5 protein-coding genes and 1 pseudogene are annotated in these 10,657 nt (G+C 70.0%); 4 read left to right on the top strand and 2 right to left on the bottom strand.

Annotated elements, in window-relative coordinates; genetic code table 11:
• Positions 1-129 precede the first annotated feature (129 nt).
• Positions 130-5,811, top strand: a pseudogene (locus BCF44_RS05835) (type I polyketide synthase); the annotation flags it as partial.
• Between the two features lie 275 nt (positions 5,812-6,086).
• Here BCF44_RS05835 and BCF44_RS05840 read toward each other — a convergent pair.
• Positions 6,087-6,503: an SRPBCC family protein gene (locus BCF44_RS05840; RefSeq protein WP_170217358.1), complete on the bottom strand. Its 417-nt coding sequence runs from the start codon at positions 6,501-6,503 to the stop codon at positions 6,087-6,089.
• Between the two features lie 189 nt (positions 6,504-6,692).
• Here BCF44_RS05840 and BCF44_RS05845 point away from each other — a divergent pair, with 189 nt between their 5' ends.
• Both BCF44_RS05845 and BCF44_RS05850 read left to right on the top strand, forming a co-directional pair.
• Entirely contained in the window at positions 6,693-7,589 is an 897-nt protein-coding gene (locus BCF44_RS05845) for a proline iminopeptidase-family hydrolase (protein WP_116173080.1), read from the top strand.
• A 13-nt stretch (positions 7,590-7,602) separates the two neighbouring features.
• Positions 7,603-8,547 (top strand): ACP S-malonyltransferase, encoded by a 945-nt coding sequence (locus tag BCF44_RS05850; protein WP_116173081.1) that lies wholly within the window; start codon positions 7,603-7,605, stop codon positions 8,545-8,547.
• A gap of 87 nt (positions 8,548-8,634) precedes the next feature.
• On the opposite strand, the gene BCF44_RS05855 is transcribed toward BCF44_RS05850, so the two are convergent.
• Entirely contained in the window at positions 8,635-8,883 is a 249-nt protein-coding gene (locus tag BCF44_RS05855) for an acyl carrier protein (RefSeq protein ID WP_116173082.1), read from the bottom strand.
• Positions 8,884-9,070: 187 nt separating this feature from the next.
• On the opposite strand from BCF44_RS05855, the gene BCF44_RS05860 reads away from it, so the two are divergent.
• A complete protein-coding gene (locus tag BCF44_RS05860) occupies positions 9,071-10,597 on the top strand; it encodes an AMP-binding protein (RefSeq protein WP_116173083.1) in 1,527 nt (508 codons plus the stop codon).
• Positions 10,598-10,657 lie beyond the last annotated feature (60 nt).

Here is a 10,657-nt window from a genome sequence, read left to right on the forward strand (position 1 = left end):
GAGGCGTGAGGCGGATGGCCGGGCCCGACACGAAGATGGTCGGCGTGCACCACGCCGACTCGACGCGGGAAGCGTGAGACTGCGATGGCCGAATCCGACAAGAAGCTGGTCGACGCGCTGCGGGCGTCGCTGAAGGAGACCGAGCGGCTGCGGGTGCAGAACCGCAGGCTGACGGCGACCCTGCGCGAGCCGATCGCCATCGTCGGCATGTCCTGCCGATACCCCGGTGGGGTTTGTTCGCCGGAGGAGCTGTGGCGGCTGGTCGCGGACGGCGTGGACGCGGTGACGTCGTTCCCGACCGACCGCGGCTGGGACACCGACCGGCTCTACGACCCGACCGGCGAGCGCCCCGGCACCACGTACACCGACCAGGGCGGCTTCCTGCACCGGGCGGCCGACTTCGACCCGGCGTTCTTCGGCATCTCGCCGCGCGAGGCCCTGGTCATGGACCCGCAGCAGCGCCTGCTGCTGGAGGCGACCTGGGAGGCGTTGGAGCGGGCGGGCATCGACCCGACGACGCTGAAGGGCAGCAGCACCGGCGTCTTCGCCGGCATGATGTATCACGACTACGCCGCCAACAACTCCACCGGCGCGATCGCCTCCGGCCGCGTCTCCTACACGTTCGGCTTCGAGGGGCCGGCGGTGACGATCGACACCGCCTGCTCGTCGTCGCTGGTTGCTCTGCACTGGGCGGTTCAGGCTCTGAGGGCCGGCGACTGCTCGCTGGCGCTGGTCGGCGGCGTGGCCGTGATGGCGACGCCGGAGACGTTCGTCGAGTTCAGCAAGCAACGCGGCCTGTCCAGGGACGGCCGGTGCAAGTCCTTCGCCGGCGCGACGGACGGCACCGGCTGGGGCGAGGGCGTCGGCATGCTCGTGGTGGAGCGGCTTTCCGACGCCCGTCGCAACGGACACGAGGTGCTGGCGATCGTCCGCGGCAGCGCGATCAACCAGGACGGCGCGTCGAACGGCCTGACCGCGCCCAACGGCCCGTCGCAGCGCCGGGTGATCAAGGCCGCGCTGGCGGCGGCGCAGGTGTCGGCCGACCAGGTCGACATGGTGGAGGCGCACGGCACCGGCACCACCCTGGGCGATCCCATTGAGGCGCAGGCACTTCTGGCGACCTACGGCCAGGACCGAACTGAGCCCCTGTGGCTGGGGTCGATCAAGTCGAACATGGGCCACGCCCAGGCGGCCGCCGGCGTCGCGGGCATCATCAAGGTCGTCATGGCCATCCGCAACCGGACCATGCCGAAGACCCTGCACGTGGACGTGCCGACGCCGCAGGTGGACTGGAGCGCCGGCAACATCGAGCTGCTGACCGAGACCCGCGCCTGGCCGGCGGCGGATCGCCCGCGCCGGGCGGGGATCTCGTCGTTCGGCATCTCCGGCACCAACGCGCACGTGATCATCGAGGAGGCCCCTGAGGAGGAGGTCGCCGAACGCACGGTGATAGACCGACCGGTGCCGTGGATCCTGTCCGCGAAGACGCCGGAAGGTCTCGACGCGCAGGCTTCGAGGCTGTCCTCGGTGGACGGTCAGCCGCTGGATATCGCCTACTCGCTGGCCACGAGCAGGGCAATGTTCGAGCACCGCGGCGTGATTGTCGGCACCGACTTGGAGGAGCTGCGGCGGGGCGCGCAGGCGTTGGCCGATGGCGTTTCGACGTCGCGTGGCCTGGCCAAGGGCGCCGGTTCGACGGCGTTCCTGTTCACGGGACAGGGCGCGCAGCGCGTCGGCATGGGCGGCGACCTGTACGAGGCGTTTCCGGTGTTCGCCGAGGCGTGGGACGCGGCCGTCGACCACTCGATGGCGTCCGTGGTGTGGGGCGACGATCAGGACGCCTTGAACCGTACGGAATTCGCGCAGCCCGCACTGTTCGCGTTCGAGGTGGCCCTGTACCGGCTGCTGGAATCCTGGGGCGTGAAGCCGAACTTCGTCGCCGGGCACTCGGTCGGCGAGATCGCCGCGGCGCACGTCGCCGGCGTGTTCTCCCTGGAGGACGCCCGGAAGCTGGTGGCCGCCCGCGGCAAGCTGATGCAGGCCCTGCCGGCCGGCGGCGCGATGGTGGCCATCCTGGCCACCGAGGACGAGGTCACCCTGGTCGACGGCGTGGGCATCGCTGCGGTGAACGGTCCGCAGTCGGTGGTGATCTCCGGCGTCGAAGAGGCCGTGCTCGAGATCAAGGCCGACTTCGAGGCGAAGGGCCGCAAGACCACGCGGCTCAAGGTCTCGCACGCGTTCCACTCGCCGCTGATGGAACCGATGCTCGACGAGTTCCGCAAGGTCGTCGAGGCCATCGAGTTCGCCGAGCCGACCATCCCGATGGTGACGACCTCGGCCGGCGGCGGAGCGGTCGACACCGTCGACTACTGGGTCGACCACGTCCGGGCCGCCGTACGCTTCGCCGACGCCGTCAAGACGCTGTCCAGCAAGGGCGTCACCAGGTTCGTCGAGGTCGGGCCGGACGGCGTGCTGACCGGCATGGCCCAGGCCTGCGTGGACGAGGGCGCGTTCGTCGCCACCCAGCGTCGGGACAAGCCGCAGGAGCGCGAGCTGGTTTCCGGCCTGGCGCAAGCGTTTGCCCACGGCGTTGCCGTCGACTGGCACCGGTTCTTCGAGGGGCGCGAGGCGCGGCGGGTCGATCTGCCGACCTACGCGTTCCAGCACCAGGCGTTCTGGCTGAGCGCGCAGGACTATCTGGCCAACTCGTGGCTGGGCGGCGGCGCGGGCGACGTGGTGTCGGCCGGGCTCGAGTCCGCAGGCCACCCGCTGCTCGGCGCGGTGCTGACCGCCCCGGACGGCGACGGTCTCGTGCTCACCGGCCGCCTCTCGCCGAGCACCCTGCCGTGGCTGGCCGATCACGTCGTCGGTGGCTCGATCTTCTTCCCGGGCACCGGGTTCGTGGAACTGGCGCTGCGCGCCGGCGAGTTCGTCGGCTGCGACACCGTCGAGGAGTTGACGCTGGAGGCGCCGCTCGTGCTGCCGGAGCGTGGCGGCGTGGCGGTGCAGGTGCGGGTCGGCGACGACCGGCAGATCGGCGTCTTCTCGCGTGCCGACGAGGACGAGACGTGGACGCGGCACGCGACCGGCCGCCTCGGCAGCGGAGCTCGGGCGGGGACCGTGGAATGGCCGCCCGCCACTGCCGAGGCGGTCGACCTGACCGGCTACTACGACGTGCTCGCCGACGCCGGCCTGGCGTACGGCCCGGTGTTCCAGGGGTTGCAGACAGCGTTCAAGCGTGGCGACGAGGTATTCGCCGAGATCGCGCTGCCCGAGGGCGTGGAGATCGACGGCTACGGCGTGCATCCGGCGCTGCTCGATGCCGCGCTGCACGCGATCAGCCTGACCGGCGTCACCGGCGACCAACCGGCGCTGCCGTTCTCCTGGGCCGGTGTTTCCCTGCACGCCACCGGCGCTTCGGCGCTGCGGGTGCACGTCCGACCCACCGGTGAGGGCGTCGTCGCGCTGCACGCCGTCGACCCGGCCGGCGGCAGCGTCGTGTCGGTGGACTCGCTGATGCTGCGGCCGGTCGCGCTGGACCAGGCGACTGCGCGGCGGGCCAACGACTCGCTGTTCGGGCTGACGTGGTCGCCGATCACCGCGAGCCCGGCGGATGTCGCCGGATGGGAGGTGTTCGAGCCGACTGGTGATGTGCGTGAGGCGACTTACGCGACGCTGGCGGAGCTCCAGAAGGAATCGCAGCTGGTCGTGGTGAGCCGGGGTGGCCTTTCCGGTTCCGCTGTTTCCGGTCTTGTCCGTTCTGCCTGGTCGGAGAACCCCGGCTCGGTCGTTCTTGTCGATCTTGAGCCCGGGGCTTCGCTGGACCGGCTGCCTGAGATCATCGGTTCCGGTGAGCCGCAGGTCCGAGTGCGCGGGGGCGAAATCCTTGCCGCCCGCCTCGCCCGCGTGCCGGTGCCGGAGTCGACAAATCCCTTTACCGGTAAGGTGCTCATCACCGGCGGCACCGGCGGCCTCGGTGCGAAGCTGGCTCGGCACCTGGTGGCCAATCACGGCGTGACCGACCTGGTGCTGACCAGCCGGCGCGGCCTGGACGCCCCCGGTGCCAAAGAGCTCCAGGAAGAGCTCGGAGCGACGATCGTCGCCTGCGACGTGTCCGACAAGGCGTCGTTGGCCAAGGTGATCACCCCCGACCTCAAGGCCGTGATCCACGCGGCCGGCGTCCTCGACGACGGCGTGATCTCCGCCCTGACACCGGACCGTTTCGACAAGGTGTTCCGCCCCAAGGCCGACGCCGCATGGAACCTGCACGAGCTGACCAAGGACCTGGCCCTGGATGCGTTTGTGCTGTTCTCCTCGGCTGCCGGCACGTTGGGCACGCCGGGTCAGGGCAACTACGCCGCGGCCAACGCCTACCTGGATGCGCTGGCGGAGCTTCGGCACGGCGAAGGACTGCCGGCGGTGTCGCTGGCGTGGGGACTCTGGGACGACGGCATGGGCGACCAGGCCGACACGTCCAGGATGCAGAAGTCCGGCGTGCTGGGCCTCACCACCGACGAGGGCCTGGCGCTGTTCGACGCCTGCTACACCAGCGAAAACCCGAACCTGGCGCCGATCCGCCTCGACGTGAAGGCGCTGAACGCGGCGGGCCCGGACCGGCTGGCGCCGGTCTTCCACGGCCTGATCCGCACCACCCGCAAGGCCGCCGGCAAGGGCGCGGATCCGTCGGCGCTGCGCAAGCAGCTGGCGGGTCTGGACGAGGCGGGCCAGGAAACCGTGCTGCGGGAACTGATCCGGGCCAACGCGGCGATCGTGCTGGGCCACCCCAGCCCGGAAAGCGTCGACCCGGACCGGGACTTCCTGGCCTCGGGGTTCGACTCGCTGACGGCGATGGAACTCCGCAACGCCCTGAACGCGGCGACGGGGCTCACCCTGCCGGCGATGGTGGTCTTCGACAACAAGTCGCCGGCCGAGCTGGCACGGTGGCTGCGCGCCGAACTCGGCAGCACGCAGAGCACCGACACCAACGCGGACGAGACACTGAGCGACTTCTTCCGGGAGTCGGTGCTGTCCGGCAACCTCCAAAAGGGACTGACGCTGCTGCGGGCGGTCGCGGACATCCGGCCGAAGTTCACGGGCGTCGCGGACGTCGATCACCTGCCGAAGCCGGTGGTGTTCGCGGACGGCAAGACCACGCCGAGGCTGATCTGCGTCAGCACGCCGATGGCGCTCGGCGGCACGCACCAACATGCCCGCGTCGCCGCGAACATCGGCGGCGGCCGGCACGTCAGCGCGCTGCCGGTGCCGGGCTTCGCCCGCGGCGAAAGCCTTCCCACCACGGCGGAAGCGGCGGTCAGCGTGCTCGGCGAGGCCGTCACGCAGGCGGCGCAGGGCGACCCGTTCGTGCTGCTCGGCTACTCCTCCGGCGGCGTGCTGGCCTACGCGACGGCGAAACACCTTGCCAGCCAGGGCCTTCGACCGGACGGGGTCGTGCTCGTCGACAGCTATCACGTCAGCGAGGGCGAGGAACGGGACGTCTTCGAGCAGCTGGCCGTTGTGCTGCTGGAGAAGGAGACCGTGTTCGGGACGTTCGACAGCGCCAGGCTGAGCGGCATGAACGCGTACATCGACCTGTTGCCGGGCTTCGACCTCGGGTCGATGGACGTGCCGGTGCTGTTCCTGCGGGCCGACAAGTCCTTCATGAACCCCGACGACCCGACCGACGACTGGCGCGCCGTCGCCTGGGATCCCGCGCACACCGTGGTGACCGTGCCCGGCGCCACCCACTTCACCATCGTCGAGGAGCACGCCGCGGCGACGGCCCAGGCCGTCAACGACTGGCTCTCCCGATAGGACGGCTGTTCCCCCGGTCTGGGATCGGCAGACCGGGGGACGGCACGACAACAGCCCCGGCGTGACCATCACGCCGGGGCTGTTGGCAACCCCAGGGGTGGAGGGGTTGCGGGGATCACCGGTCGTCGGGAGGAGGGGTTGACGTCCGGTGGCCGGTCGGCGCGGGACCCGGGGGAGTGGCCCGCAGAACCGGCTGTATAGCTTGGGGCGTAGGAAAAAGTGGGCACCGGCCGGGCCGGGGAACGTGCCGCCCGACCCGACCGGCGGGTCCGAACTCAGCCGGCGAGCTTGGCCAGGGCGAAGATGCCCTCGTCGATGCCGGCGCTGAGGAACTGGCCGATGGCGCCGCCCATCTGGTCGCCGCCGGGGCCGTCGAGCTCGGTGCGGTGGGTGATCGTCGAGCCGCCGCCGGGGCCGGCCACGACCTTGCAGTGCGACCGCAGCGTCACGTTCTCGTCGATCCTGGTCTCCTGGGTGAAGCTCACGCCGTCAACGACGTCGACGAGCGTGAACGCCGCCGGTCCCTGCTGCGCGTTGGTGATCACGCCGGTGGAGCCGCTGGCGAACGGGCCGTCGATGGTCATCTTCTCCATCCCGGCGTTCCACTCGGGCCAGCCGGCCACGTCGGTGTAGCGCGCCCAGACCGCCGCGGGGGTCGCGTCGGCGTCGATGCTGCGCTCGTAGTGCCACACGGGGATCCTCCAGTGGAGTAATACGTACTTACGTATAAGACAAATGTACAGCGGCCGGCGGGCGGCCGCAAGGGGGAGCGTAGGGACTTCGATCGAAGGGTTTCCCCACCTTCTGCGGCGCTACCGTCGACCTGCGGTGCGCCGCCGCACGCGTTGGCGGCCAAGGACTATCGACGAGGTGGTGGAACGATGTCGCTTGCCCCCAGCGCCAAGGGGACCGTGAAGTTCGGCGATTACAAGACGTGGTACCGGGTGACGGGCGACCCCGGCTGCGGCAAGCCGGTGCTGGTCGTCGTGCACGGCGGCCCCGGCAGCACGCACGACTACCTGCTGCGGATGAGCGAGCTGGCCGGCAGGGGCTGGCCGGTCGTGCACTACGACCAGCTCGGCAACGGCGGCTCCACGCACCTGCCCGGCAAGGGCCCGGACTTCTGGACGCCGGAGCTGTTCGAGGCGGAGCTGACGAACCTGGTGCAGCAGCTGGGCGTCGACGGCAACTACGTGCCGTTCGGCCAGTCCTGGGGCGGCCTGCTCGTCGCCATGCACGCCGCGAGAAGGCCGAAGGGCCTCAAGGGCCTGGTGATCGCCAACTCGCCGGCCTCCTACCCGTTGTGGCTCCAGGAGATGAAGGTCCTGCGCGACCAGCTGCCGCCCGGCGTCGACGAGATCCTGCGCCGGCACGAGGCCGCCGGGACCACCGACAGCCCCGAGTACTACGACACCATGCAGGCCTTCTACGACCGGCACGTCTGCCGGATCAAGCCGGCGCCGCGCGACATGCAGGCGTCCCAGTACGAGATCTACAACGACTCCACCGTCTACTTCACCATGAACGGCCCCAGCGAGTTCCACGTGATCGGCACGCTCAAGGACTGGGGCGTCATCGACGTCCTGCCCGATATCGCGGTGCCGACGCTGATCATCTCGGGCCGGCACGACGAGGCCACGCCGGCCACCGTCCAGCCCTTCGCCGACCTGATCCCCGACAACCGCTGGGAGATCTTCGAGGAGTCGAGCCACGTGCCGCACCTCGAGGAGCCCGAGCGGTTCGACGACGTCCTGCACACCTACCTGTCCAGCCTGTAGCGGAGACAAGCCAATGGTCACCGAGTTCACCGCGTCCGAGGCGGTCGTCTTCCCCGGCATGGGGCCGTCCCGGTTCGCCGACGTCGGCAAGTTCATGGTCATCAACCCCTACGCCCGCCGCCTGGTCGCCGAGGCCGACGAGCGGCTGGGTCACTCGCTGGTGGACGCCTTCCGCGACACCGAGGGCGACTACAGCCGGCCGGCCCAGGTCAGCTTCCTGGTCAACTGCGTCGCGCTGGCCCGGTGGGCGCAGGGTGAGCTGGGCGCGAAGCCGGAGGTCGTGGTCGGCCCCAGCTTCGGCGGCAAGGCGCTGGCCGCCCACTCCGGCGCACTGTCCTTCTCGGACGCCGTGTGGATGACCTCGGAGTTCGCCCGCTGCCTCGACGAGTTCTTCGAAACCGAGTTCGCCGACATCGTCACGCACTCGTTCGTGCGGACCCCGCAGGACGTGCTGGCGGCCCTGTTCGCCGAGATGGACGAGCTCGGCTACTGGCACGACGTGTCCTGCCACATCGACCACGACTTCCACATGGTGTCGCTGAGCCGGGACAACCTGGAGTGGTTCCAGCAGAAGCTGCGCCGGGGCGGCGGCATGTCGCTCTACACCATGCATCCGCCGATGCACGTCAGCGCGTTCGGGCCGCTGCGCGAGAAGATCCGGACCGAGGTGTTCGACCGGCTGGAGTTCCGCGACCCGACGCTGCCGGTCGTCAACGACCAGGACGGCGCGATCCTCACCACCGGCGAGCAGGTCCGCGACATGCTGCTGGACGGCATCGTCAACACGGTCCGGTGGCCCGACGCCGTGGCCACGCTGAAGCGGCTGGGTGTGGCCAAGGTGCACGTCGCCGGCCAGGACAGCCTGTTCGGCCGGGTGGCGGTCACGAACAAGAACTTCCAGGTCGTCCCGTGCGACCCGAAGCTGGCGCTGGCTCCCCGCAAGCGCACCGCGGCGTGAGGAGAAGGGGGGACCCGCAGGGTCCCCCCGTCCGCACAGCAAGAGCGGGCATGTCCACCGTGGACATGCCCGCTCTTGCCGAAGGGGTCAGGCAGCCTGCTTGAGCAGGTTGTCCAAGGCGGCCCAGAGCACGCCGGCGTTGGCGAAGGTCTCCAGGCTCAGGGCGTCGTCGACGAAGCGCACGCCGAACTCGTGCTCGAGGGCGCCGAGCAGTTCGACGGTGCCCAGCGAGTCCAGCCCCAGGTCGCGCAGGCTCGACTCCGGCGTCAGCGGCTCGTCAGCCGGCAGGAATGGCAGGTACGGGCGCAGGACTTCCTCGAACCGCGCGTCCCACATGGGTGACTCCAATCTTTTTACCCCCGGCCGAATTGGTCCGGCTCTATGAGAAGCTAAACCGGCACACCCCCCGGTCGCTACCCCTGTCCAGCATGGCGCAAACAGGGGGCGGGATTTCCCTCGAATTTCGGGACGATCCTTGAAATCCCTAGTACCGCCGTGACATGCATGTCATAGAGGAGGAAGAATGAACTCATCGTTGTCCGCCCGATTCCTTCGTGGCCTCGACCGCTCGCCGGACGGGGCCGCGATCCGGTTCGGCGACCAGGTGGTGACCTACCGGCAGGCCCACGAGAAGGCGCTGCTGTGGGCAGGTGCCCTACATGCAAGTGGCCCGAGGCCGCCGGCGGTGGTCGGGGTCCTGTTCGGCAAGTCCGCCGACTCCTATCAGGGCCTGCTCGCGGCCCTCTACTCCGGCGCCACGGTCGTCCCGCTCAACGTCAGCTTCCCGGCCGCCCGGCTGCGCGCCATGATCGACCTGGCCGGGGTGACCGCGCTGCTCGCCGACGAGTACGGCCTGGCCGTGCTGGACGACGTGCTGTGCGGCGACACCATGCCGGTGTTCGACCTAAACGGTGACCCCGATCCGGCGAACGCCCTGCTCTGGCCGCACGCGGTGACCGAGACCGACACCGCGTACATGCTGTTCACGAGCGGCTCGACCGGCCGGCCCAAGGGCGTGCCGATCACCCACGGCAACACCCATCACTACTTCTCCTACCTCGACGAGCGCTTCGACTTCACCCCCGACGACGTCTTCTCGCAGACGTTCGACCTGAACTTCGACTGCGCGATGTTCGACCTGTTCTGCGCCTGGGGCGCCGGCGCCGAGATCTGCTTCATCCCGCCGCACGCCTACCGCGACATGCCGGCGTTCTTCGCCGACCACAACGTGACGGTCTGGTTCTCCACGCCGTCGGCGATCGGCCTGGTCCGCCGCATGGGCGGGCTCACCCCCGGCGGCATGCCCACGCTGCGCTGGAGCTTCTTCGCCGGCGAGGCCCTGAAGTGCGCGGACGCCGCCGACTGGCAGGCCGCGGCCCCAGGGTCCACCCTCGAGAACCTGTACGGCCCGACCGAGCTGACCGTCACCATCACCGCCCACCGCTGGAACGCGGAGTCGGCGGACCTGGCCGTGAACGGGGTGGTGCCGATCGGCGGCCTCAACCCCGGCCACGTGCACCTGCTCATCAATCCCGACGGCGAGCCGGTCGAGGACGAGGGCGAGCTCTGCATCACCGGCCCGCAGATGACGCCCGGCTACCTCGATCCCGAGGACGACAAGGGGCGGTTCCTCGAGCACGGCGGCCAGACCTGGTACCGCACCGGCGACCGGGTCCGCTGGGTCGCCCCCAACGAGATGGCCTACCTGGGGCGGATGGACTCGCAGGTGCAGATCCACGGGCTGCGCGTGGAACTGGCCGAGATCGACAACGCGGTGCGGGCCAGCGGGGTGGACGACGCGGTCACCGTGACCCGGGAGACGCCCGGCGGCCTGGAGCTCGTCGTGTTCTACACGGGGGAGAAGGTGCCGCCGGCCGAGCTCAACCGCCGGCTGTGCGACCGGCTGCCGCAGAGCATGGTGCCCAAGCACTATCAGCACGTCGACGAGTTCCCGCTCAACTCCAACCGCAAGGTGGACCGCCTGCGGCTCGCCGCGACGGCCGCTGACCTGCTGAATTCGCGCGTGGTCCGGGCCGGGGGCGCACAATAGGGGCGGTAGGGGGGATGACGGACGTACGTACAGATCTTACTCTTGAGTGGTGAGGATTTG

The organism is Kutzneria buriramensis, from assembly GCF_003387475.1.
Taxonomy (GTDB): Bacteria; Actinomycetota; Actinomycetes; order Mycobacteriales; family Pseudonocardiaceae; genus Kutzneria; species Kutzneria buriramensis.